Raw genomic sequence first — 23666 nt, forward strand, 5'->3', positions numbered from 1 at the left:
TGTTGAGTTTTCTTACATGACATGATGAGTTCCTCCTCTTGTTATTATACATTTTATTTGTATCAAGGGAATATCTCATTTTTGTTTTGTACTAATTAGATGCTAACATCAGAGCGAACTGAATTGAACAAAGGAAATGTTATAGAAATTAGATGTAAAAAATGCAACAAGTTAATGATGGAATACTTTGTATGCGGTGATGATTTCGCTGTGGCACTTCAGAATATTGGAATTAAGTGTGACAGATGCAAGCGAGTGATGATACTTAAGAAGTATTCCGAGGGAATGATGAAGGAACATTCTGAGAATGGGACTTTCAGAATATAATGATTGAAAATTAAATTACAGCCCACCTGATAAGGGCACATCGAAAGATGGAAGCACCAGAGACGCAGGGGAAACGAACAGTATTTATGATACTGGTTTCCTCGTGCGTCTTTTTTGTGATGTAAAGGGTAATCCGACTTGTTCGTTTCCAAGGGCGGCAAGGAGGATTTATGAGCAGTAAAGCACAGACAAGAGAAAAGGATTATGAGAGAGGAATACGAATTGCTGACAGGAGAAAGGCGATAGGATTATCACAGGATGAGTTAGCTCATAGAGTAGGTATAGGCAGACAAGCATTATCTGCGATTGAAAATGGTGGAGATTTTAAGACACAGACATTAGATAATCTGGCAATCGTACTTGGTGTATCTGTTGATTTCATAATGTATGGAAAGAATGAAGAAAATTCAGAACTATTATCTGAGGCAATGGATGTTCTTTCAGATATGGATGAATTGCAGATAAGACAGTGTCTTGCAATGATGAAAGCAATGAAAAGCGTGTCAGTTGAAAAGTGATTGTCGTGTTTACACGACATAATTGTCGCCTGTACACGGTCGGCAATTAAGGTGTGGCAGATTACAATATACTTGTGCTTGAGATACAGCACAGAGTTTGAAAGCGGCGTGCACAATGCTTTCTTTAATATTTCAATTAAGGAAGGTAATAGCCATGAAAAAGTATAACGGAAAAGAACTTTACAAAGGACTTTTGTTTATAAAGTCAATGATGAGTATGAATAATGTGAACCGACAGAAAGAACTTGATCAGACATATGCTTTAAGTGTGGGAATTGAGTGTGATCAGACTGTTGTAGATGATGGAGCATCTACATCGGTTGACAGACCTCAGATGCGTCAGCTGATGGAAATTCTTGAGATTTCAGATTACAAGGTACTTGTCGTAGAAGATATTTATGAGATTACAAGAAATCCGGAAGATTTAAAGTCAATGATGGATCGCATAAATGATTTGGGTGTGACAATATTTGACCTTGGTACTATGAGTGCGAGGTACAACAATTATGCGATTGAGTGTTAGGAATTCAGGCAGGTATTCCTACATTGTATTTGCTTCTGAAACAGTGGTATTTGATGACTATGGGAAGCCAGTCATCAAATGCCCAACAGAGGCTGAGGCAGTGGAATACATCATGAATCGGTTAGAGAGTGAGGTTATTCAGGATGATATATGATATTTATGCAGTTGGTAATACTTTGAGAAGTATTAGAAATAAATATGGATATACACAGAATGATATGGCGGAGAGCCTTGATGTAAGTTATATTCATTATTCGCAAATTGAGCAGGGAAGACATCGGATGAGTCTGGAACTTATGCTGAAGATTGTAACAAAGTATGGAGTAGATCCTAATACATTGTTTGGAATTGAAAGCAGGGAAAAACATGAGAATAAAGATTTGTCTGTATTGGAAGATAAATTGCAGATGCTTAAACCAAATGATAGAGAATATGCAATGTCTACATGTTTGATTTTTATTGAAGGCTTAGAGGCAAGAAAGGAAGTGGTTTGAAATGAGAAGAGCAGGAAGAAAGAAAAAGCCACTGACCATACAGCCGATAAAGTGTGTTGTGATGTTGTCTTCTGATGAGGAGAATGACTGTATTGCAGCAGAGAAAAAGGAAAATAAGCAGTTGAAACGAATCATGGAATTTGCTGACAATAACAATCTTATTCCTATGAAAGTATTCCGAAGAGGAATTTTTGGACGACGATTAAGGGATGAAGTGTTTTATAAGGCAATAAGATATATGAGAGCAGGAAAGGCAGATGCGCTTATCGTAACAAATCTCGATGCTATTTCAGACGGAATAGCAGATTCTTATTTAAAAATAGGAGCAGTAAGGGAAGCTGGGTATAGATTATTCAGTGTAGATGAGAAGGAACCCAAGGTTGACTTGTATATTCCACCAAAGAGAGGTGATCTGCAGTGAAGATAAAGAGAAATATGATTGTGTGGGCTGAATTAAAAAGTGGACTCAGGCATATACAAGCTGGAAGGAGACCATGTATTGTAATAAGCTGCGACAAAGCAAACGGAAAATCACCTGTATACACAGTTGTTCCGGGGACAACTAAGTTGAAAAAGGATTATATTCCAGTACATTTCAATATTGAGCCTTCAGAAATTAGAGGATTTTTAAGACATACAACAATGTTTTTACCGGAGCAGCTTGTCACAATAAATGAGGAACAGATAATACAGACTGCCGGGATGATTGTCAGCACAGATGCAATAAAAAAGGTTGATGCGATGTTAGTCAGACAGCTGCAGATTGGAGAATATGATGGATGATGAAAATGAATTAGAGAATCAGAGTATAGATATTCCTATATGGAAGCGATATTTGCTTTCTGTAACTGAAGCGGCACAGTTTTATCACATTGGTGAAAAGAGACTTAGACAAATTGTAGATATCCATCCAAATGGGGAGTTTTATCTGTTAGTAGGAAACAAAGTTTTGTTTAAGAAAGAGAAATTTGAGCAATTTCTGGCAGAGTCAACTGCAATTTAATATGTAAAGTAGTAGAAAAGGGGGCACAAATGTGGTACAATAACCATGCTAGGGCTCTCTTTTTTGAAAGGAGACAAAGCTATGAGTGAGAAAAGACGAGATAATCGCAATAGAATTCTTCACGAAGGAGAGTACCAGAGAGCAGATGGACGTTATCGTTTTAGATATGTAGATATTCATGGAAATGAAGGGAATTTATATAGTTGGCGTTTGGACCATAATGATCCTATACCTAAAGGAAAGAAAATGGAGCTTTCTTTAAGAGAAAAGGAAAAACAGCTGGAACAGGATATGTTTAACGGACTTGTTCCAGGAGGTGGAGGACTTACAGTTCTTGAATTAGTGGAGAAATATGTAAGTCTTAAAATAGGGGTCAGACAGAGTACTTATGCTGGTTATAAGACGGTAATTAATCTGCTGAAAAAAGATGATTTTGGCAAAAAAAGAATCGACAAAGTGAAATTATCGGATGCGAAAGCCTGGTTGATCAAGCTTCAGAGGGTAGATGGAAAAGGTTATAGTTCAATTCATACTATCCGGGGAGTATTAAGACCGGCATTTCAGATGGCGGAAGAAGATGACTTGATTCGCAAAAATCCATTTGGCTTTGAACTGGTCAATGTTATTGTGAATGATAGTGTGAGAAGAGAAGCTGTCACAAGAAAGCAGGAGCGGGAATTTCTAAGATTCATAAAAGAAGATGCGCATTTTTGCAAGTACTATGATGCAATATTTATTCTCTTTAACACAGGACTTCGTATATCAGAGTTCTGTGGGCTTACAAAATCAGATTTGGATTTTAAAAACAAAAGAATACGGGTAAATCATCAATTACAGAGAACAAGTCAGATGCAGTATATCATTGAAAAGCCTAAGACAGAAAGTGGCGAGAGATATGTTCCAATGTCTGATGAGGTGGTGGCTTGTTTCAAGAGAATACTTAAGGACAGGGTCAATCCCAAAGTTGAACCGATGGTTGATGGAATGACAGGATTTTTATTCCTTGATAAGAATGATATGCCTATGGTGGCATTACATTGGGAAAAGTATTTCCAACATATTCGGGAAAAGTACAATAGCATATATAAGGTTCAGATGCCGCCGATTACACCACATGTGTGTCGCCATACATTTTGTTCTAATATGGCTAAGTCGGGAATGAATCCGAAGATGCTTCAGTATATTATGGGACACTCGGATATCAGTGTTACGATGAATACCTATACTCATGTTAAATTTCAGGATGCACAGGAAGATTTTCAAAAAGCAATTAATTCATAATGACCTGATGAAAATGAGAGAAAAATGGCTGAATGCCAGTATTTATCTTAATCCCCAATTTCTTACCTGTCGATTCCCAATGGCAGATTTGCCTTTGGTACAGACTTGAAATTTACCAAAGTTTTTACCAAAATTGATGACAAAAATATGCAAAGATATGCCAAAATATGCCAGAATAAGTGAAAAATGAAGAAAGGTAAAAAGGCTTGAAAAGCCCGAAAATACTGGAAATATGAGAAAAATCAAGATTTTATTTGTTTGCCATGGCAATATTTGTCGTTCCCCTATGGCGGAATTTGTGTTTAAATCAATGGTCCGGGAGGCGGGTCTTTCGGATCAGTTTGTGATCGCTTCGGCGGCAACGTCATCGGAGGAGATCTGGAATGGTGTCGGGAATCCGGTTTATCCGCCTGCAAGGGCGGAGTTGGAAAAGCATGGGATTTCCTGCGCGGGAAAGCGGGCGCGCCAGCTGACCGCGGCAGATTATGAGGAATATGATTACCTGATCGGTATGGATGAGAATAATATTCGCAATATGGAACGGATGACGGGGCACCGCGGCGGGAAGATTTCGCTTCTGCTGTCGTATACCGGAAAGCCGCGGGCCATCAGCGATCCGTGGTATACGGGAGATTTCCGGAGTACCTATCGGGATGTGGAAGAGGGGTGCCGGGCATTTCTGGAATATCTGAAGAGAGAGGGAAAATGTTGAGAAGGAAACAATAGATTATCGAAAGCAGCTGGGAGCAGGAACCGTTTTAGGGAATAGGAAAGCAGACTGTGGGGATCATTTTTCGAAAAATGCGGGAAGCTGTGGATAGCGGAGTTAGAATGCGGAAAAAATAAGAAGACATTCATCAGAAGAATTATTAGAAAAAACAAGGAAATATTCATGCTTTCATCACAGAATGGTCACAGTTTTACCGTTATACTAGGCTGACGAGAAAAGCAGGGGATTCTCTGCTGAAAACCAGTAAAAAGACGAGGAATGATGACCTATGATTAAAACGATTCAGAATTTTAATTTCCTGATCCTGGTGCTGTTCAGCCTGCTGTATCTGTACCAGATGGTGTTTGTGTTCCTGCGATTGTTGGGACGGAGAAAGCAGCTGGAAGCGAAGACACTTCATAAGTATGCGGTGGTTGTTTCGGCAAGAAACGAGGCAGCAGTCATCGGAGGCCTGCTGGATAGCATTGCTTCCCAGAATTATCCGTCGAATCTGATCGACGTCTATGTGGTGGCAGATAACTGTACCGATGATACGGCACAGGTGGCACGGGCGCATCGGGCGATTGTATATGAGAGGTTTAACCGGTTTCAGGTGGGAAAGGGATATGCCCTGAATTATTTGTTTGGACAGATCGAGACGACGGTCGGTCTGGAGAGTTATGATGGATATCTGGTTTTTGATGCCGATAATGTGCTGGATGAAAACTATATCCGGGAAATGAATAAGGTATTTGATAACGGATATGCCGTTGTGACCAGCTATCGGAATTCTAAAAATTACGGCTCCAACTGGATTTCGGCAGGCTATGCATTGTGGTTCCTTCGGGAATCCAAATATCTGAATGGAGCGAGAATGCAGTGCGGAACCAGCTGTGCTGTCTCCGGAACGGGATTTCTGGTATCCAGCGAGATCATTCAGGAAAACAATGGCTGGAAGCATCATCTGCTGACGGAGGATATTGAGTTTTCCACGGACAGCATGATTCAGGGACGTGTTATTGGATATAGTGAGGATGCGGTGCTTTATGATGAACAGCCGATCCGGTTTAAGGAATCCTGGAATCAGCGTCTGCGCTGGACGAAAGGTTTTTATCAGGTATTTCTTCATTATGGAAAAGCACTGTTAGGCGGCATGATACCCTGGAGGCAGGGAAACATTTACCGTGATGAAAAAGAAGGCGGCAGGCATCAGAGCGGAGCCGGGTATCATTTTCAGTGCTATGATATGATGATGACGCTGGCGCCGGCAACACTGCTGACACTGTTTACCATGTTTGTAAACGGAGCAGTCTGGATCATGGGATTGCTGAGCGGGAAGCTGTTCTGGGTTGAGGCATCGGCAGAAGCTATCGGCGGATGTCTGCTGGGAATTTATATGTCACTGTTTTTCTTCGGACTGGTGACAACCATTACTGAGTGGAAGCGGATCCATTGTGAAACAAGGAAAAAGATACAGTACCTGTTTACATTCCCGATTTTCATTTTCACGTACATTCCAATTTCCATAGCGGCACTGTTTAAAAAAGTTACCTGGGTTCCGATCCGTCACACCATCGTAAAAGACGTGCAGGAGATCCGAGGCTAAAGGTTATAGACTTCATTATAGTTTCAATCAGACAGAAAGACGGATCCCCTGATCCCAGACTCCTTCCAATCGGAAGTCAGTCACTTGGGATCAGGGGATCCGTCTTTTGTATCTTGATCGTTTACTCCAGCTCAAACTGTCCGGTATACAGCCTGTAATACCGTCCTTTTTGTGCCAGCAGTTCTTCGTGGCTGCCGCGTTCGATGATCTGACCGTGCTCCAGAACCATGATAGCCTTGGCGTTCCGTACAGTGGAGAGGCGGTGGGCAATGACGAAGACCGTGTGGCCTTCCATGAGGGAATCCATGCCGCGTTCGATAAGGCGTTCGGTTGCAGTGTCCACAGAGCTGGTGGCTTCGTCCAGGATCAGAACCGGCGGGTCGGAGACTGCCGCGCGGGCGATGGCAAGAAGCTGACGCTGGCCCTGAGATAAGTTGGCACCGTCGCTGTGGAGAATGGTGTCATACCCCTGGGGCAGACGACAGATGAAGGAATCGGCTCCGGCCAGCCTGGCGGCGGCCACAACCTCCTCATCGGCAGCATCCAGACGGCCGTAGCGGATATTGTCGGCGATGGTTCCGGTGAACAGGTGCGTATCCTGAATAACCATGGAAAGGGAGCGGCGCAGGTCGCTCTTTTTCATGTCGTGGATATTGAGGCCATCGTAGGTGATGGAACCGCCGTCAATCTCATAGAAGCGGTTGATCAGATTGATAATGGTAGTCTTTCCGGCTCCGGTGGAGCCGACAAAAGCAATCTTCTGGCCGGGCTTGGCATACAGATCAATATGGCTTAAAATCTTCTTCTCCGGTGTGTAGCCGAAGCTGACATCATGAAACCGCACATCGCCCTTTAAAGGGATCAGGCAGAAGCCGTTTTGGACAGCAGATTCATAGGCTGGCCTTAAGTCCTCAGGAAGTCTGTCCGTCGGACATTTCCAGGCATAGAAGCCGTCATCTGCGCCGCACTCGGTCAGAATTCCGTTTACCTCCTTTGCCCGGCAGAGCGTAATGGTTCCTTCATCAAGCTCAGGTGTTCCGTCCATCATATCGAAGATTCGTTCGGCACCGGCCAGTGCTGCCAGCAGAAAGTTGACCTGCTGGGTGAACTGGTTCATGGGCATGGCCGTCTGGCGTACATAAACCAGATAGGAGGCCAGGCTTCCCAGATCAATGAGACCGGAGAGGGCAAAGAGACCGCCCACACAGGCGGAGACTGCGTAATTAAAATAGGAAAGGCTTACGATGGTGGGGATCATCATGCCAGAATAGGTAAGAGCCTTGGTGGATGCTTTCCGCAGTGCTTCGTTACGGCGGCAGAATTCATCAAAGTCCTTTTTTTCATGATGAAAAACCTTTTCCACCTTCTGACCGGAGACCATTTCCTCTGTAAAGCCGGTGAGAGAACCGAGATATGTCTGTTGTTCGGAGAAATAACGGCGGCTCCGTTTTCCGCTGTACTGGATAAACAGGAACATGAGAGCCATGAAAAACAGCACGATCAGGGAAAGCCGCCAGTTGAGGACCAGCAGCATGGTGATGGTGCCAATGACCACGATAGCACTCTGAATGATCATGGTAAAGCTGCCGTTGAGAGCTTCACTGATCGTGTCCACATCGCCGGTGAAGCGGCTCATCAGCTCGCCATGGGTATGGGCATCGAAGTAGGAAAGCGGCAGATCCTGTGTGCGGACAAAGAGATCATGACGGATCTCGCTGACTACCTTCTGGGACATACGAACCATGAGCTGGTTATACCCCCAGGTGGCCAGAACACCGGATAAGTACATGAGCCCCATGAGGAGAACCATGCGAAACAGACCGTTTACATCGCCGGGGAGGATGTATTGGTTGATGACCGGCTTTAACAGGTAGGTGCCGGTGATTCCGGTTAAGGCGCCGATGGCGGTAAGGACGGAGACGAGAAGAAGAAGGATCTTATGTCCGCCAAGGTAATGGAACAGGCGGCCAATGGTTTTCTTTGTGTTTTTCGGCTTTTTATATCCAACATAGCGTGCCATTATAAACCAACTCCTTCCTGCTGAGAATGATATAATTCCTGATAGATGAAATTGTCCTTTAAAAGGGACTCATGGGTACCGACAGCCTGAATGTGTCCGCGGTCCAGGATCACAATCTGATCGGCATGCATAACGGAGGTGATCCGCTGGGCGATGATGATTTTTGTGGTACCTTTCAAATAAGTAGAAAGTCCCTCGCGGATTCTGGCCTCGGTGGCGGTGTCTACGGCGCTGGTGGAGTCATCCAGAATCAGGATCTTCGGATGACGAAGCAGCGCACGGGCAATGCAGAGGCGTTGCTTTTGACCGCCGGAGAGACCGGCACCGCCCTGCCCCAGTTCGGTTTCATAGCCATGGGGCAGATTCCCGATGAATTCGTCCACGCAGGCAACGGCACAGGCCTCTTCGATTTCTTCCGTTGAAGCATCCTCCTTGCCCCAGCGCAGGTTGTCGGTGATGGTTCCGGAAAACAAGGTGTTTTTCTGCAGAACCATGCCGACGGCGTCCCGCAGATGCTCCATGGGATATTCCCGGACGGAATGGCCGTCGATGGTAAGAGAGCCGGATGTAATATCATACAGACGGGGGATCAGCTGCACCAGAGTGCTTTTTGCGGAACCGGTACCGCCAAGGATTCCGACGGTCTGACCGGCCTTAATAGAAAGAGTGATGTCGGAAAGTACGTACTCCGGGGCAGATTCCTGATATTTGAAATATACATGGTCGAACTGAACCGCTCCGCTGGTAACCTGAATGTCCCGGGCATCGTCGTCGGTCATATCCACGGGCTCGTCCAGAACCTCTACGATCCGCCGGCAGGAGGCAAGAGAGCGGGTGAGCATCATGAACACATTGGAGATCATCATGAGGGAGTTGAGAACCAGAAGCACATAGCTTAAAAATCCGGTGAGCTCGCCGACCTGCATGCTGCCACCCTGGATCAGCCGGCCGCCAATCCAGAGGATACAGAGGATCGTGGCGTACATGACGAGCTGCATGGCAGGCATATTGAGGGCTGCCAGTCCGAAGGATCGCTGGGAAGCATCCTTTAATTCCAGGTTGGCCTCCTCGAATTTGGCAGTTTCATAATCTTTCCGGACATAAGCCTTTACCACGCGGATGGCCGTTAAATTTTCCTGAACGATCCGGTTTAACGTATCCACGGCGCCCTGCATGATCCCGTAAAGCGGGCGGACGTTTTTAATGATGAAAAAGAGCAGGATCCCCAGGATCGGTGATGCCACGCAGAAGATCAGCGCCAGCTTCCAGTTCATGGAAAAGGACATGATCAGAGCGGAGATCATCATAAAGGGAGCACGGCAGCCGGGACGCATACCGGTGGAGACGGAATTCTGGATGGCAGTCACATCGCTGGTAAGTCTGGTTACCAGGGAAGAAGTCCGGAAATGGTCGATGTTGGAAAAGGAAAAGCTCTGGAGCTTTTCGTACTCGGCTTTTCGCAGCTCCGCCCCCAGGCCCTGTCCGCAGAGGGCGGAGTAGCGGGCACTTCCGGCACCGAAAACCATAGAAATCAGGGCGCAGACGATCATCAGGACGCCGCGGCTGAAGATCAGAGCCTTATCCCCGTTGGGAACACCTACGTCGATGATGTCGGCCATGATCATGGGGATCACCAGCTCAAAGATCGTTTCCAGCCAGATGCAGGCAACGGCAAGGATCGTAGCGCGCCGATAAGGCTTTAAATAGGTAAAAAGTCGTTTAAGCATAAAAACCTCCGTCTACTGCCGGCAAAAGAACGGTTACAGGAGAAAAGAGTGTCTTTCTTGCCGGGAGCTTCTTCGAATATTGTAAGCGGAACATTATGCAAAAACAATGGGTAAAATGACGAAATACAGCATTGACAAAACACGGGTTCACAGGTATATAGTAGAGAGAAACGATTAATTGTGTGAAAAACAGAGTCAGGAGCAAAAAAGTCATGAAAACAGCATGGGACTATGTCATAAAAAACAGCGGTGTAAAGATCTGCAGGGCGTGGGGAACCGATCCGGCGCCGCAGGTGCCGGAGTGTATTGAGGGACTTCCGGTGACAGAGATCGGTCCCTATGCGTTTTCAGAGTCAGAGCTGCCGAGACGGTTTCGGGTGGATGGCATAAAGCGAACAGAAACGGGAGACTCGCTGTTTGAAGAGGATTTTTCCGTGCGGATCGCCGGTGGGCGGGTTCGGGCAGTTACTGTTCCGGAAACCGTAAAGGCTATCGGGGATTATGCTTTTTATGGCTGTACGGCGCTTTCGGAAATCCGTTTTGCAGGGAATATCCGGCGGATCGGAAGCGGTGCGTTCATGGGCTGCGGCAGCATGCGTCATCTGGAATATCGGGTGACGGAGGAGACGATGCCCTTAAAAGGTCTGGCACTGATGCTGTCGGAGCTTCGTTATGCTATTTCGGTGAATATATGGCAGAACGGAGAACGATATGCGCTCATGTTTCCGGAATATTATGAGTCATCGGTGGAAAATGTACCGGCACGGATCATTGAGATGCATTTTCAGGGCACCGGTTATCGTTACCGCCAGTGCTTTCGGGACGGTATCATGAATTATAAGGATTATGACAGCCTCTTTAAGCTGGCGATCCGTCAGGAACCGGCGGCTGTTTTAACGGAGCTTGCTTATGACCGACTGCGGTTTCCGGAAGGATCCTCTGGGGAAGCCACAGCAGAGTATAAGGCCTGGTTCAGCGAGAAGATCCGGGACGCGGCAGCGGTGCTTTTAAAGGAAAATGATCCGGAGAAAATGGCATTCCTAGCTGGTGTCGGAGCCTTTGACGGTCTGGCAGAGCCGGAGCGGGAACCGGAAACAAAGCCGGAGATTCTGGAGGACAACGGCGGAGATTTTTATATGGCGGCCATGGGAGAGGATCTGGTGGCGCAGCCGGAGGCCGGGAGCGAGGCGGAAAATCAGAAGGTACAGGAACGGAGGCCGGCGCTGGAGGTGCTTCTGGAGCTGGCCGGAAAGCAGGGGAAGACCGAGATCGTAAGCTGTCTGATGGACTACCAGTATAAAAAACAGGGTGGGACAAAAAAGAAAAAAATGTTTGAGCTGTAGGAATAGGAGTGTGGAATGTCACAGAAACTGTCCGAAAAATGGGACTATATTGGAAAGGAAATTTTAGGGACAGCCAGGAATGAGCTGTATCTCAATATGCGGTATCTGGATCTGGCACTCTGCAGCCTGAGGTATCAGATGGACACGGCAGCTCAGACGGCCGGAACCGACGGATATCGGATCTATTTTGAGCCGTATGGGCTTTCAGAACTGTATCAGAGAAGCCGGAAGGGGTTGAACCGCCTGTATCTTCATATGGTATTTCACTGTCTGTTCCGTCACTTGACCAGACGGGGGGACCGGCAGGAGGACTACTGGAATCTGGCGGCGGATATCGCAGTGGAATCGCTGATCGACGGGCTGGAAAAACGCAGTGTGCGGCGGGCTGTTTCGCCGGAACGGCAGGTGGTTTACCGGGAGCTGCGGGAAACGCTGGCGGTTCTGACGGCGGAAGGTGTGTACCATGTGCTGGTGAAAAAGGGACTGAAGGATGAGCAGCTTCAGAAGCTAAAGGAATTATTTCTGGTGGACGATCATCAGTTCTGGCCGCACCCGGATTCCGACACGCCGCCGGAGGCCATGGAGGCACTGGAAAACCGCTGGCAGGATATCGCAGAGCGGACGGAGACGGAAGCAGACATCTTTGGGCAGGAGGAGACAGACGGAGATGGAAGCCTGACGGATCAGCTGAAGCTCCAGAACAGACGCCGCCAGGATTACCGCGGTTTCCTTCGGAAATTTTCGGTCTGGCGGGAGGAGATGCAGGTGGATACGGATTCCTTTGATTATGGATTTTACAGCTACGGGCTGCGCCTTTACGGAAATATGCCCCTGGTTGAGCCGCAGGAATATAAGGAGGTCAAAAAGATCCAGGATTTTGTCATTGCCATTGACACCTCCATGTCCTGCTCCGGCGAGCTGGTGAAAACCTTTCTGTCGGAGACCTGCGGAATCCTGCTGGAAACGGAAAGCTTTTTTAAGAAAGTGGGGATCCATATTATTCAGTGCGACGAAAAGATCCAGCATGATGCGAGGATCGGTTCCGTTGAGGAACTGAAGGATTATATGGAGCATTTTGAACTAAAGGGCGGAGGAGGAACGGACTTTCGCCCGGTGTTCTCCCATGTGGAAGAGCTTCGAGAGCAGGGAGAGCTTCGTGGCTTAAAGGGACTTTTGTATTTCACGGATGGAAAAGGAAGGTATCCGAAAAAACGCCCCGATTATGATGTGGCTTTTCTTTTCATGCAGGAGGACTATACCGATGTGGCTGTTCCGCCCTGGGCCATGAGGCTGATCCTGTCCGCACCGGATCTGGAAGAAGCAGGGAAACGGCTGGACAAAAATATTAAATTTGTTTAAAATTAAAGAAGAAAAAAGATAAAGGAAACCGGAACATTGAATATTAAACGAGCAAAAGAGGAAATCAAAAATACCATAGAGGCTTATCTGATGAAGGATGCCTACGGTGCCTACGAGATTCCGTCGATCCGTCAGCGCCCGGTGCTGCTCATGGGCCCGCCCGGGGTGGGAAAGACACAGATCATGGAGCAGATCGCCAGGGAGTGCCATGTGGGGCTGGTGTCCTATACCATCACCCACCATACCCGTCAGAGTGCGGTGGGACTTCCTTTTATCAAGGAACGGGAGTTTGACGGACAGACCTATTCCGTGACGGAATATACCATGAGCGAGATCATCGCTTCGGTGTATGAAAAAATGGAGGAAACCGGCTTAAAAGAGGGGATTCTTTTCATCGATGAGATCAACTGCGTGTCTGAAACCATGGCGCCTATGATGCTGCAGTTCCTGCAATGCAAAACCTTTGGAAATCAGAAGGTGCCGGAGGGCTGGGTCATTGTGGCAGCGGGAAATCCGCCGGAATACAACAAATCGGTCCGGGATTTTGATGTGGTGACGCTGGATCGTGTGAAGCGTCTGGACGTGGAGGCAGATTTTGGCGTCTGGAAGGAATATGCATATAAGCAGAAGCTTCACGGTGCGGTAATTTCTTATCTGGAGCTTCGGAAAAACAATTTCTATCGAATGGAGACAACCGTGGACGGCCAGCTGTTTGCCACGGCGCGAGGCTGGGAGGATCTGTCCCAGTTGCTGTACGTTTATGAGAAGCTGGGAAAGGATGTAGATGCCCAGGTGGTGGGACAGTACATCCAGTATCCGAAGATTGCCAGGGATTTTGCCAACTATCTGGAGTTATATAAGAAGTATCATGAGGATTACAGGGTGGATGAGGTGCTTGCAGGTGTCATCGACCCGTCGGCTGTTTCCAGACTGAAGTTCGCTGATTTCGATGAGAGGCTGAGCGTTATGGGACTGCTGCTTTCCAGACTGGAGGAGGAGTTCTGGAACTGCTATCTGGAGGATCGGTTCGTGACGGAGCTGTTCGGTCATTTAAAAGCGGTTCAGCGGGAGGACTGCTCCCTTTCGGAGCGGTATCAGGAAGCACTGGAGGCCTTTGAAAAGGCAAACGCCGGAGCGCAGCTTGACAAGGCGGGGCTGCTTACGGGCAGACGGGTCCTTTCCTGGATGGAACAGCATCTGAATGCAGGAAGCTTTGAGAAAGTCAGGAAGGATTTTGCGGCGGCAGCGGATCAGCGCCAGACCATGGTGGACGGAGCAGGTGAAAAGCTGGAATATGCTTTTGATTTTCTGGAGGCGGCCTTCGGAAAGGGACAGGAGCTGGTGCTCTTTGTCACGGAACTGACGGCTGGATATTACAGTGCCTGGTTTATCCGGGAGAACGGCTGCGACCGGTATTATCAGTATAATAAGGGTCTGCTGTTTGCCGAGCGGCAGCAGATGATCAGCAGGCAGATCGAGGAGGCCAGGGATCTTATGACCGGAGCCGATCGGATCCACTGATCAGAAGAAGTTGGCAGGAGACTGCAAAAAACGCAGATTTGCAGGAACAGAAGCAGGTGTGAGATCAGAATTGGAACAGGAAACAGACTGTGAAACGCATGCATGCGCAGAACGCAGTCCATCAGGAAGGGAGAAGGAAAATGGAAAAGTCCAAGGTTTATTTTACTAACATGAAAGCAAAAATCGGCGAGAATCTGCAGATGAAGCTGAACCGCCTCATGAAGAAGGCCGGAATGGAAACCATTGATTTTCAGGATAAATATGTGGCCATTAAAATGCATTTCGGAGAACGCGGAAATCTGTCCTATTTAAGACCTAATTACGCAAAAACTGTGGTAGATCTGGTGCGGGAGCTTGGTGGACGCCCATTCTTAACGGATTGCAATACGCTTTATGTGGGCGGAAGAAAGAATGCGCTGGATCATATCGATACGGCTTATGTCAATGGCTTTTCTCCGTTCTCCACAGGCTGCCATGTGATCATTGGCGACGGATTAAAGGGAACCGATGATGTGGATGTTCCGGTAAACGGGGAGTATGTGAAGGCTGCAAAGATCGGACGGGCTGTCATGGATGCCGATGTGATCATTTCCCTGACTCATTTCAAGGGACATGAGATGACCGGCTTTGGCGGCACCCTGAAGAATCTCGGCATGGGCTGCGGATCGCGTGCCGGAAAGATGGATATGCACAGCACCGGAAAGCCTTATGTGGATCAGAGCCGCTGTATCGGCTGTCATCAGTGCGAGAAGATCTGTGCTCACGGTGCACCGGAATTCACAGATGGAAAGGCATCCATCAATCATGATAAGTGTGTCGGCTGCGGACGCTGTATCGGTGTCTGTCCCAAGGACGCAGTACTGGCAGCCAAGGATGCGACTCATGATATCATCAATAAGAAGATTGCCGAATACAGCCTGGCGGTGGTTCAGGGACGTCCGAATTTCCATATCAGCCTGGTAGTCGATGTGTCCCCTTACTGTGACTGTCACGGAGAAAACGACCGCGCCATTGTTCCTAATGTGGGAATGTTTGCGTCCTTTGATCCGGTGGCGCTGGATGTGGCATGTGCCGATGCGGTCAATGCGCAGCCTATCATCATGGACAGTATCCTCGGTGAGAGCCGTGGCCATGAGAACCGGGACTATTTCGGACAGGTAAGCCCCAATACCAACTGGAAGGTCGGAATTGAGCATGGAGTAAAAATCGGACTTGGAAACAGTGAATACGAACTGATTGAAGTATAAGTATGATGGAAGCGGAAAATTAGGACAGGAAAATTAGGACAGGAAATTTAGGACAGGAAGATTGAGACGGAAAAATTGAGGTAGAACACATGCTTTATCTGGAATGTTACTCCGGCATCAGCGGAGATATGATGGTGGCGGCACTCCTGGATCTGGGAGCCAGCCGGGAAAAACTGCTGGCAGGTCTTGAAAGTCTCGATGTGGACGGATACCGCATCGAGATCGGCCGCCGGGTAAAATGCGGCATCGAGGCATGCAGCTTTGAGGTGATCCTGGATGGACCGGAGGACGGTGGAAGTCATGATGACCTGGAGGGAGATCCTGTGCACAGTCATGAGGAATACGTGCCTTGTCACACCCACGAAGATCATGGGCATGACCACGAAGATTACGGGCATGGCCACGATCACGGGGCTCATGCCCACGAAGATCACGAGCATGACCACGGCCACGGAACCCATGACCATGAAGAGCACAAGCACGGCCACGAGCATCATGCACACCCTCACACGCATCGGAATCTGGCAGATATTACGGGAATCATTGAGCAGTCGGCCATGACAGCTGATGCGAAAAAAACGGCGCTCAGGATTTTCGGTATTGTGGCGCAGGCAGAGGCGAAGGTTCACGGAAAGCCCATTGATCAGGTCCATTTCCATGAGGTGGGCGCGGTGGATTCCATTGTGGATATTGCAGCTGTGTCGATCTGTCTCGATGATCTCGGAATTAAGGAGGCAGTCATTTCGGAGCTTTATGAGGGCAGTGGTCATGTACATTGCCAGCATGGGATCCTTCCGGTTCCGGTTCCGGCGGTGACGGCCATTGCGGAGGCATACGGATTATATCTGCGGCAGACCGGAAACCGGGGGGAGATGGTAACCCCCACAGGAGCAGCCATTGCGGCAGGCATCCGGACGCAGGAGGCACTTCCGGAGGTGTACCGGATCGTAAAGACCGGTATGGGTGCCGGAAAAAAGGACTTTCCGCGTGCCAATCTGCTGCGGGCAAGCTTGATTGAAACAAGGATGGAAGCTCCGGGCAGAGAAGCTTCCGGAAACGAAGAAAAAACTGTGGAAAAGAATGAGACGCTCTGGACGCTGGAGACGAATGTGGACGATACCACCGGAGAGGCGCTTGGATTTGTGATGGAACAGCTTCTGGCGGCAGGAGCCAGAGATGTGTGCTATCTGCCGGCCTTTATGAAGAAAAACCGTCCGGCTTATCTCGTCAAGGTGATCTGTACCGAGGCGAAGCGGGAGGAGCTGGAGGAGTTGCTGTTCCTTCATACAACGACCATTGGAATCCGCCGTTATCCGGTAGAGCGGACGGTTCTGCCGCGTCAGATCCTGACAGTGGAAACGGACGCCGGAACGGCGCAGGTCAAGATTGTGACAAGAGGAGAGCGGAGCTTTTGTTATCCGGAATATGAGGATGTGACGAAGTATGCCGGGAAGTCTGGAATTTCCTTCCAGGAGGCTTATGCAAGAATCCAGAGACAGGCGGAAGAACTTCAGGCAAGATAACCGAAAGGGATAAGTATGGAAGAACACGGACAGAATAAAGAGGAACTTCGCAGAAAAAAACAGGATTTGGAAGAATGTGTAGGAGACGCGGTGAAACAGGGGGTTTGTATTGCCTTTTCCGGCGGCGTGGACAGCACGCTTCTTCTGACTGTGGCCAGCAGACAGCAGAAACAATTTGGCGGAACGGTTTACGGTGTCATGTTTGATACGTTTCTTCATGAGAAGGGAGAGGAAGCGGAGGCAAGAAAACTGGCATTGGAGTGCGGCGCGGATTTTGCGGTGATCCATGTCAATGAGCTGGACAATCCGGCGATTCTGAACAATCCTAAGGATCGCTGCTATCACTGCAAGCATTTTCTGTTTTCCAATCTTAAGGCCTTTGCGAATGCTCATGGGTGCAGCCTGGTCATGGATGGGACAAATGCGGATGATATCAAGGCGTACCGTCCGGGCCTGAAGGCGCTGGAGGAGCTGGGAGTCATGAGCCCCTTAAAGACTCTTGGAATTTCCAAGGCGCAGGTGCGGGCTCTGGCGGAGAAATATGACATTTCTGTGGCATCGAAGCCGTCTAATTCCTGTCTGGCAACCAGACTGCCCTATGGAGCAAGGCTGGAGACACCGATACTGGAAAAGATCGCGGCCGGGGAAGCTTACTTAAAGAGCATGGGCTTTCGCTCGGTGCGGATCCGCTTTTATGATCCTGTCACCCGGATCGAGGTGGAAAAATCTCAGATTCCGGTGTTTGTAAATATGCGGGAGGATATTGTAAACCGGTTAAAGGAGCTGGGGTTTGTCTATGTGACGCTGGATCTGGAGGGCTTCCGTTCGGGAAGTATGGATCTGGTAGATTAAAGGGACAATTTCTCGAAGCTGCTTCGGAAAGATGGGAAGCAGACCGGAGTCTGAAAGGCAGGAAAAAGAACAGGCAGACAGGAGGTATCATGGAAGTACGCGAGATACTGGAACAGGTAAAAAACGGGACACTGCCCATGGAAGAAGCGGAGATCATGCTGGGCGGACAGGAGTATAAGGATATCGGCTGTGCCAAGATCGATTTCCACAGAAGCAGACGCCGCGGAACCGGCGAGGTTATTTTCTGCCAGGGGAAGGAGCTGTCCCATCTGGTTCATATCTATGAAACCTTTCGGGACAGAGGTGTGAATGTCATGGGAACGAGAGCCACGAAGGAGCAATATGAGGCAGTGTTCCGCGCGGTTCCGGAGGTGTATTATGATGAGAGCTCCCGGATTTTAAAATATGAGCCGAAGCCGGCAGAGCAGCAGGGGCTGGTGGCAGTCTGTACCGGCGGTACGGCGGATATTCCCTTTGCGGAGGAGGCAGCACAGACAGCAGAGTTTCACGGAAGCCGGGTGCTTCGGGTCTTTGATGTGGGAGTGGCCGGGATCCACCGGCTGTTTTCCAGAATTGAGGAGATCCGGAAGGCAAACTGCATCGTGGCTGTAGCCGGTATGGAGGGAGCACTCGGCGGTGTCATCACCGGACTGGTGGATAAGCCGGTGATCGCAGTTCCGACATCCGTCGGCTACGGAGCCGGCTTTGACGGGCTGGCGCCCCTTCTCGGAATGCTTAATTCCTGTGCGGAGGGCATGGCAGTGGTCAATATTGATAATGGATTCGGAGCCGGATATCTGGGCGCACAGATTAACCGGCTGATTTTGGCAGGAGGAGAAAAGGAGTGACAGAAGAGACATTAAGAGAACAGGGCGTGGATGAAGGACTGATTCACGAACTGTCCGTTTTTCGGGACAGATTTTCAGTGGATGAAAGCCAGAAAAGCCGCATGGCGAAGCCCGTGATTCCCTTTTACGGAAAAGAAGTTTTAGAGCAGGCGATTGCTGCGTTATTACAGGGGGAAAACCTGTTACTAAGCGGTTCCAAGGCCACGGGAAAAAATGTTCTGGCGGAGAATCTGGCGGTATTATTCGGACGTCCGGTCTATAATATTTCCTTCCATGTGAATACCGACAGCAGCTCCCTCATCGGAACGGATACCTTTCAGAATAACGAAGTGACTCTGCGGCGCGGACCTGTAACTCAGTGTGCGCAGTATGGCGGCTTCGGCATTCTGGATGAGATCAATATGGCGAAAAATGATGCTGTTTCAGTGCTTCATGCAACACTGGATCATCGCCGTATCATTGACATTCCCGGATATGAGAAAATTACGCTCCACCCGGCTGCACGGTTTATCGGAACCATGAACTACGGCTATGCCGGAACAAAGGAGCTGAATGAGGCGCTGGTGTCCCGGTTCCTGGTGATCGATATGTCTCCGGTGGACGAGGCGATGCTGATGAAAATTTTACAGACAACCTTTCCGGACGGAAACAAAAAGGCCATGGAGCAGCTGGCCGGTTTGTTCCTGGATCTTCAGATCAAGGCTGCCAATGGCGAGATCACAACCAGGGCACTGGATCTGCGCGGGCTCCTGGCAGCGGTGCGAATCGTGAGAAGCGGCCTTGCACCATATCTGGCGGTCCGTATGGGAATCACCAACAAGACCTTTGACAGTTTTGAAAAGGAGATCATCAGCGATGTGGTCATGACACGGATACCGGAGAGCTGGACTGCAGCTGATGTGTTTGATTCATAAAAGACGGAGGAAGCAGTGATGACAGAGGAAACCTGGAAGCTGGAGGCGGAAAACCGGGTTCGGAATCTGATGTGGACCGTAAGCGGGAATTACAGTCTGGACACAAAGCTGGATATGGATTCCTTTGAACGGTCCAAATATATTTCTCTGTATGATGCAGTGAAGCAGGGGGCGTTTGCCAAATATTTTGACAAAAATGCCCTCGCCCTTTATGTGGTAAAAAAACAGTTCCTGGGAGCAGAGGCAGGGCCGTTAATGACTCTGGCACAGACGGCGGTGGATATGGCGGTTCATAAACGGGCGGAAGCAGAGCGAAGCGGCGTGGCGGATCTGCGCCTGCGTGCATTTCATGATGTCATTGAGCTGGGGGATTTCCGGGCTTTCAGCGAGTCTATGGCAGGACGTGTTAAATATACCGTTATGAAGCAGGCTTTGGAGCCGGGCTATACGACGACAAAAAAGCTTACAGAAGCGGCAGAGGAGCTTCATGGACTGGAGTATGCCAGGACAACCATGGACATTATCCGGGCAGTGGATCATCTGTATAATCAGCTCTTCGATCAGACCTTTGAAAGGAGACAGGGAGATCTGGAGGAGGTTCTTTCGGTAACACCGGAGGAACTGGCAGAGTTTGGCTGGAAGGATTTTCTGAAGGATCTTGCGGTGGAAGAAAGCTTTGAGGAGTATATGCGGAGAGTGTCACAGAGGATACTTCAGACTGGAGAGGACGAGGAGCCGAAAGAGGAAATGCCGGCAGTGACCAGGGTGGTGAAGGTTTCGGAGGAGGATCTGAAAAAGGTCTATTCCTATGTGGAACTGAACTTCGGAAAATCCTATCTGACACCGCTGGAGCAGGCGCGGACGGATCAGAAGCTTTGCCGTGGCGCACATGTGGACTGCAGTCTTTATTATACGGAGGGAATTTTACGGAATCCGGTAAAGAATAATTATCAGTATCAGTATGCGAAGCGGCAGGCGGAGGAAAACCGCCGCTATCTGCGCCAGCATGCCAATCTGGCAAAAAAGCATATTCTGGAGCTTTCCCAGATTTTAAAGCGGGCGCTTCAGAAACGCAGTGAGCCGGAATACCGTCGGGACGATCACGGACAGGTGGTTCCGGCGCTTCTGTGGAGGGTGGGACGCTGTGAGGACAGACGGCTGTTTTCCAGACAGTTTCAGCGCGCATCTTCAGAGTTCGTTGTGGATGTGCTCATGGACGCCAGCGGCTCCCAGCAGGTGCGTTCGCCGCGGGTCGCATTTCAGGGATATCTGATCAGCTGTGCGCTCAGCGAGGCAGGGATTTTTCACCGGGTCATGAGCTTTTGTACCTTCTGGGATTATACGGTGATGCACCGGTTTCGTGACTACGAGGATGACAAGTCGGCGGATGACAACATTCTGGAGTATTCTACATCGTCGAACAACCGGGACGGGCTGGCAATCCGTGCGGCAGCGGACGGGCTACTCTCCAGACAGGAGGAAAACCGGATTCTGATCGTACTGAGTGACGGGCGTCCCAATGATATGGTTATCAATCGGCCCGGCAGCAAAAATCCAAAGCCTTACGGCGGTGAGTATGCGGTTCGTGACACGGCATCAGAGGTGCGGCGTGCCCGAAATTTAGGAATATCCGTTCTTGGCGTATTTGCGGGACGGGAAGAGGATCTGGATGCAGAAAAAAAGATCTTTGGACGGGATTTTGCCTATATCCGGGAGATCGAAAATTTTTCCAATGTGGTCGGAAGGTATCTGAAACGGCAGGTGGATCTGGATCCGTAGGATATAATTGCTTTTTACTGCCGGTTATTCTATAATGGACAGAGGCAGTGGAAGGGAGAACAAAACATGAATCAGGGATTTATCCGCGTGGCAGCTGCCACGCCCCGGATCCGCGTGGCAGATCCGGCCTATAACCGAATGCAGATGGAGGAGCTTTGCCGGGAGGCGGCTGCCGGAGGAGTAAAGGTTCTGGTATTTCCGGAGCTTTGTCTGACCGGATATACCTGCAGCGACCTTTTTCTGCAGGATCCGCTTCTGGATGCAGCGAAGCGGGAGCTGGCGGAGCTGGCAGATATGGGAAAAGATCTGGATCTTCTGGTATTTGTCGGACTTCCCTGGCTGCGGGACGGACAGCTTTACAATGTCATGGCGGCCATAAAGGACGGCCAGATTCTGGGGCTTGTTCCAAAAACGAATATTCCCAACTATTCCGAGTTTTATGAAGCACGCCATTTTCATAAGGGAAACCGGAAACCGGTCATGGAGGCGGTGGTCATGAAAAGCGGGGTCACCGATTATGTCCCTATGGGAACGGATCTTCTGTTTGCCTGTGCAAATATGGAGGGGCTGGTCATTGGTGCGGAGATCTGTGAGGATGTCTGGGTGCCGAATCCTCCCAGCAACCGTCACGCCCTGGCGGGGGCAACACTGATCGTCAATGCTTCGGCCAGTGATGAAAACACCGGAAAGGATTTGTATCGGAGAAGTCTGGTGGAAAATCAGTCGGCCAGACTGGTCTGCGGCTATATATATGCGGACGCCGGAGAGGGGGAATCTACCACAGATCTGGTGTTTGCCGGTCATAACCTGATCTGCGAGAACGGGACGCTTTTAAGGGAATCAGAGCGGTTTACCACGGGACTCATTACCGCCGATCTGGATCTGGAGCGGCTGCGCAATGAGCGGAGAAGAATGACAACTTTTGGGCCTTTGGATTCTGAAGGCTATCAGAGGGTGGCCTTTACCGTGAGAAAAGCACCGCTTTCTCTGGAACGGTTTGTAGATCCCGCACCCTTTGTACCGGGAAACAAGGCAGACCGGGACCGTCGGTGTGAGGAGATTTTACTGATCCAGGCCATGGGATTAAAGAAACGGCTTGCCCATACAGGCTGCAAAAATGCGGTGGTTGGAATTTCCGGCGGGCTGGATTCTACCCTGGCGTTATTGGTAACAGCAAGAGCGTTTGATCTTCTTTCGCTGGAAAGAACCTGCATTACAGCTGTGACTATGCCCTGCTTTGGAACTACAGACCGAACGTATACGAATGCCTGCGAGCTGACCAGGATCCTGGGAGCAAATCTGAAGGAGGTCGATATCCGTGCGGCGGTGAACCAGCATTTTGCGGACATCGGTCATGATCCGGCAGATCATTCGGTGACCTATGAAAACAGCCAGGCGAGAGAACGTACCCAGGTTCTTATGGACATTGCCAATAAGGGCGGCGGCATGGTCATCGGAACAGGTGATATGTCGGAGCTGGCACTGGGCTGGGCAACCTACAACGGCGATCATATGTCCATGTACGGAGTCAATGCTTCCGTACCGAAGACGCTGGTGCGCCATCTGGTCCGCTATTATGCGGAAACCTGCGGAAATGAGCGGCTGGCGGCGATCCTGTATGACATTCTCGATACGCCGGTGAGTCCGGAGCTTCTTCCGCCGGAGGAGGGAAAGATCTCTCAGAAAACAGAGGATATTGTGGGGCCTTATGAGCTTCATGATTTCTTCTTATACTATATTCTTCGCTTTGGTTATCACCCGGCGAAGATCTATCGTCTGGCGAAAAAGGCGTTTGACGGCGTTTACGGGAACGAGACGATTTTAAAGTGGCTGAAAACATTTTACCGCCGGTATTTTTCGCAGCAGTTCAAGCGCTCCTGTCTTCCGGATGGACCGAAGGTGGGAAGCGTTGCGGTATCACCCAGAGGCGATCTGCGTATGCCCAGCGATGCCTGTGCCGGACTGTGGCTTTCTGAGGTGGAGGCGCTGGAGGCGGAATAACCGCAGCAGGCGGGGAGCCTGATCTGGCAGCAGCTCACGGAAGCCGGAGTGTGAACGCCGGAAGCATTCTG

At 49.2% G+C, this 23666-nt stretch carries 21 protein-coding genes; 19 read left to right on the top strand and 2 right to left on the bottom strand.

Features of this window, described 5'->3' with window-relative positions:
- Nucleotides 1-497 precede the first annotated feature (497 nt).
- The 9 genes from ACTQ3K_RS08300 to ACTQ3K_RS08340 all read left to right on the top strand — a co-directional run bounded on the left by ACTQ3K_RS08300 (nucleotide 498) and on the right by ACTQ3K_RS08340 (nucleotide 6461).
- Nucleotides 498-845: a helix-turn-helix domain-containing protein gene (locus ACTQ3K_RS08300; protein ID WP_117918749.1), complete on the top strand. Its 348-nt coding sequence runs from the start codon at nucleotides 498-500 to the stop codon at nucleotides 843-845.
- A 154-nt stretch (nucleotides 846-999) separates the two neighbouring features.
- Nucleotides 1000-1368, top strand: a complete 369-nt coding sequence (locus ACTQ3K_RS08305) for a recombinase family protein (RefSeq protein ID WP_117918747.1) — start codon at nucleotides 1000-1002, stop codon at nucleotides 1366-1368.
- A 143-nt stretch (nucleotides 1369-1511) separates the two neighbouring features.
- The gene (locus ACTQ3K_RS08310) at nucleotides 1512-1862 is read left to right on the top strand and encodes a helix-turn-helix transcriptional regulator (protein ID WP_117918745.1); all 351 of its coding nucleotides are present in this window, start codon (nucleotides 1512-1514) and stop codon (nucleotides 1860-1862) included.
- A 1-nt stretch (nucleotide 1863) separates the two neighbouring features.
- On the top strand, nucleotides 1864-2283 hold the full coding sequence (locus ACTQ3K_RS08315; protein ID WP_117918743.1) for a recombinase family protein: 420 nt from the start codon (nucleotides 1864-1866) through the stop codon (nucleotides 2281-2283).
- Complete coding sequence (locus ACTQ3K_RS08320; RefSeq protein ID WP_117918740.1) at nucleotides 2280-2645, top strand: type II toxin-antitoxin system PemK/MazF family toxin; 366 nt, start codon at nucleotides 2280-2282, stop codon at nucleotides 2643-2645. Before ACTQ3K_RS08315 ends, ACTQ3K_RS08320 begins: the two co-directional genes overlap by 4 nt.
- On the top strand, nucleotides 2635-2865 hold the full coding sequence (locus ACTQ3K_RS08325; protein ID WP_117918738.1) for an excisionase: 231 nt from the start codon (nucleotides 2635-2637) through the stop codon (nucleotides 2863-2865). The genes ACTQ3K_RS08320 and ACTQ3K_RS08325 overlap by 11 nt, the downstream gene beginning before the upstream one ends.
- 81 nt (nucleotides 2866-2946) lie before the next feature.
- On the top strand, nucleotides 2947-4146 hold the full coding sequence (locus ACTQ3K_RS08330; RefSeq protein ID WP_117918736.1) for a site-specific integrase: 1200 nt from the start codon (nucleotides 2947-2949) through the stop codon (nucleotides 4144-4146).
- A gap of 232 nt (nucleotides 4147-4378) precedes the next feature.
- The gene (locus ACTQ3K_RS08335; protein ID WP_441568057.1) at nucleotides 4379-4858 is read left to right on the top strand and encodes a low molecular weight protein-tyrosine-phosphatase; all 480 of its coding nucleotides are present in this window, start codon (nucleotides 4379-4381) and stop codon (nucleotides 4856-4858) included.
- A 286-nt stretch (nucleotides 4859-5144) separates the two neighbouring features.
- Nucleotides 5145-6461: a glycosyltransferase family 2 protein gene (locus ACTQ3K_RS08340; protein ID WP_441568058.1), complete on the top strand. Its 1317-nt coding sequence runs from the start codon at nucleotides 5145-5147 to the stop codon at nucleotides 6459-6461.
- 121 nt (nucleotides 6462-6582) lie between these two features.
- On the opposite strand, the gene ACTQ3K_RS08345 is transcribed toward ACTQ3K_RS08340, so the two are convergent.
- Nucleotides 6583-8481, bottom strand: coding sequence for an ABC transporter ATP-binding protein (locus ACTQ3K_RS08345; RefSeq protein ID WP_441568059.1), 1899 nt, complete (start codon nucleotides 8479-8481; stop codon nucleotides 6583-6585).
- Nucleotides 8481-10208, bottom strand: a complete 1728-nt coding sequence (locus ACTQ3K_RS08350) for an ABC transporter ATP-binding protein (protein WP_441568060.1) — start codon at nucleotides 10206-10208, stop codon at nucleotides 8481-8483. The genes ACTQ3K_RS08345 and ACTQ3K_RS08350 overlap by 1 nt, the downstream gene beginning before the upstream one ends.
- Before the next feature lie 212 nt (nucleotides 10209-10420).
- Here ACTQ3K_RS08350 and ACTQ3K_RS08355 point away from each other — a divergent pair, with 212 nt between their 5' ends.
- The 10 genes from ACTQ3K_RS08355 (at nucleotide 10421) to ACTQ3K_RS08400 (ending at nucleotide 23595) form a co-directional block, all read left to right on the top strand.
- A complete protein-coding gene (locus ACTQ3K_RS08355; protein ID WP_441568061.1) occupies nucleotides 10421-11551 on the top strand; it encodes a leucine-rich repeat protein in 1131 nt (376 codons plus the stop codon).
- A gap of 15 nt (nucleotides 11552-11566) precedes the next feature.
- A complete protein-coding gene (locus ACTQ3K_RS08360) occupies nucleotides 11567-12910 on the top strand; it encodes a vWA domain-containing protein (RefSeq protein ID WP_441568062.1) in 1344 nt (447 codons plus the stop codon).
- Between the two features lie 36 nt (nucleotides 12911-12946).
- Nucleotides 12947-14431, top strand: a complete 1485-nt coding sequence (locus tag ACTQ3K_RS08365) for an ATP-binding protein (protein ID WP_441568063.1) — start codon at nucleotides 12947-12949, stop codon at nucleotides 14429-14431.
- A 140-nt stretch (nucleotides 14432-14571) separates the two neighbouring features.
- Complete coding sequence (locus ACTQ3K_RS08370) at nucleotides 14572-15678, top strand: DUF362 domain-containing protein (RefSeq protein ID WP_441568064.1); 1107 nt, start codon at nucleotides 14572-14574, stop codon at nucleotides 15676-15678.
- A gap of 89 nt (nucleotides 15679-15767) precedes the next feature.
- Nucleotides 15768-17201, top strand: coding sequence for a nickel pincer cofactor biosynthesis protein LarC (gene larC, locus ACTQ3K_RS08375; RefSeq protein WP_441568065.1), 1434 nt, complete (start codon nucleotides 15768-15770; stop codon nucleotides 17199-17201).
- 15 nt (nucleotides 17202-17216) lie between these two features.
- Nucleotides 17217-18053: an ATP-dependent sacrificial sulfur transferase LarE gene (larE, locus tag ACTQ3K_RS08380; protein ID WP_441568066.1), complete on the top strand. Its 837-nt coding sequence runs from the start codon at nucleotides 17217-17219 to the stop codon at nucleotides 18051-18053.
- Between the two features lie 89 nt (nucleotides 18054-18142).
- Nucleotides 18143-18901, top strand: coding sequence for a nickel pincer cofactor biosynthesis protein LarB (larB, locus tag ACTQ3K_RS08385; RefSeq protein WP_441568067.1), 759 nt, complete (start codon nucleotides 18143-18145; stop codon nucleotides 18899-18901).
- Nucleotides 18898-19815: an AAA family ATPase gene (locus tag ACTQ3K_RS08390; RefSeq protein WP_441568068.1), complete on the top strand. Its 918-nt coding sequence runs from the start codon at nucleotides 18898-18900 to the stop codon at nucleotides 19813-19815. Before larB ends, ACTQ3K_RS08390 begins: the two co-directional genes overlap by 4 nt.
- 18 nt (nucleotides 19816-19833) lie before the next feature.
- Nucleotides 19834-21594: a cobaltochelatase CobT-related protein gene (locus ACTQ3K_RS08395; protein WP_441568069.1), complete on the top strand. Its 1761-nt coding sequence runs from the start codon at nucleotides 19834-19836 to the stop codon at nucleotides 21592-21594.
- Nucleotides 21595-21660: 66 nt separating this feature from the next.
- Complete coding sequence (locus tag ACTQ3K_RS08400) at nucleotides 21661-23595, top strand: NAD(+) synthase (protein WP_441568070.1); 1935 nt, start codon at nucleotides 21661-21663, stop codon at nucleotides 23593-23595.
- Nucleotides 23596-23666: the final 71 nt, after the last annotated feature.

This window comes from Candidatus Paralachnospira sp. LCP21S3_A2 (assembly GCF_052118925.1).
Lineage (GTDB): Bacteria > Bacillota > Clostridia > Lachnospirales > Lachnospiraceae > Lientehia.